The 1,703-nt window shown below is 57.8% G+C and carries 2 protein-coding genes; both read right to left on the reverse strand.

Going from position 1 to position 1,703, the window contains the following annotated elements:
* Window positions 1-186: hypothetical protein (locus tag KDH09_17790; GenBank protein ID MCB0221555.1), on the reverse strand; the 186-nt coding region annotated here is incomplete at its 3' end.
* 173 nt (window positions 187-359) lie between these two features.
* Window positions 360-1,469 carry an ATP-binding protein gene (locus KDH09_17795; protein MCB0221556.1) on the reverse strand — a complete coding sequence of 370 codons (1,110 nt, stop codon included), beginning with the start codon at window positions 1,467-1,469 and terminating at the stop codon, window positions 360-362.
* Between the last annotated feature and the right edge of the window lie 234 nt (window positions 1,470-1,703).

Consider the following 1,703-nt stretch of genomic DNA (forward strand, 5'->3'; position numbering starts at 1 on the left):
CAACTGCAACGCCAGGTCATTCTCGGCGTCGGCGAGCCGCTGTTGTTGGAATGGGGCGGCCGCGCGTAACGTTGCATCAAAGGCAATATCCTCGGGGCGGCTACCCGCAGGGCGAGCCTTGATGTACCGGCCACGCTTGCGGTCGGTGCGGGTGTAGGAACGTTTCCCTGCGCGCTCGCGTGTCATCTTGTCGAGCGGTGTATCCATCCGTTTCGTTTCAAATGTATCGCCGATTTGGACCGGCTTCCGTGCCCCTTTGGCATCGCCGGGCGATGAGCTCTGCTGGGGAGAGGAGTCGGGTTGGGCCACTGCCCCTTCGCCCCCCTCGCCGGCATCCATCATATCTGACTCATCGCCCTCTATGCTTTTTTTTCATCGGCCGCGGCATCGCCCATCTGCATGCCTTCACTCTCATCGCCATCGCCGGCTTCTTGTTCGGCTTCGGCCCGGGCTTGGCGCACATTGTTCTGCAACTGATCCAGATTCATGGTTGACTCCTGGAAGGGCTGCTTCTTCATGCGGTGGGGCAGGGCGAGTTCGGCTGCCAGCAGAATATCATTGTCGTTGATCTTGAGCCGACCGTCGTAGGCCGCTTGGGCACGCGCCGTACGCAGAATCACGATGTCGGCGCGGTGGCCATCCACCTTGAAGCTGGCGGTGAGTGCAGCAATCGTGTAGAGGTCCTTATCACTGTACTCGACCAGCGGATAGCGGGCGCGCGCTTCTTCGATGCGCTTGCTCAATTCCTCTTCGGTGGTGTCAAAGGCGTCGAGGAAGCCTTCCTGATCTTGCTCAAAGAAGATGCGGCGGCGCAGAATTTCGACCCGCTGTTTGGCATCGGCCAACCCCACCACATCCACGGCATGGGCAAAGCGGTCGAGCAACTGAGGCCGCAGATCGCCCTCTTCCGGGTTCATCGAGCCGACCAAGACAAATTGCGCGGGGTGTTGGAAGCTGATCCCCTCGCGCTCCACCACGTTGATGCCCATCGCGGCGCTGTCCAACAGCAGGTCAACCACATGGTCATCGAGCAGGTTCACTTCGTCAACGTAGAGGACCCCGCGGTTGGCCGCAGCGAGAATGCCCGGTTCAAAGTGGCGTTCACCGCGTTGGATCGCTTTTTCAATGTCGAGCGTCCCAACGACACGGTCTTCTGTTGCGCTCACCGGCAGATCCACAAAGGGCGTATTGCGGTGGTGCGAGGGAAGTGCGCCTTCGCGGGCAAAACGTTCGCGACACTCGTCACAGTAGAGATCGGGGCGCTTGGGGTCGCAGGCAAAGGGGCAACCGTCGACGGCGTCCAGCTCAGGGATTAGGGCAGCCAAGGCACGGGCTGCGGTAGACTTGGCCGTGCCCCGTTCCCCGCGGATCAGCACGCCGCCGATCTGGGGGTTGATGGCATTGAGGATGAGTGCTCGCTTCATCCGCTCTTGGCCGACAATCGCTGTAAATGGGTAAGTCGATCGCATGAGAAACAGTCCTTCAGGCTCTAGTAGAATAGTGGTGTATCAAACAATGCTCATATGGGCAAAGCGGTGAAATCGTTAAATTTTCAGAGAGAATCTACCCGATTTCACCCGAAGACCTATATGAGCCTCAAATAAAATGAAAACCGGAGTTTTTCAGTTGTCAAACTCCGGTCTTGCTTCTGAAAATCCATATCGTGATTCAGAGAGAAAATTACTTCGTCATGACAATATTTC

It is taken from the genome of Chrysiogenia bacterium (genome assembly GCA_020434085.1).
Classification (GTDB): domain Bacteria; phylum JAGRBM01; class JAGRBM01; order JAGRBM01; family JAGRBM01; genus JAGRBM01.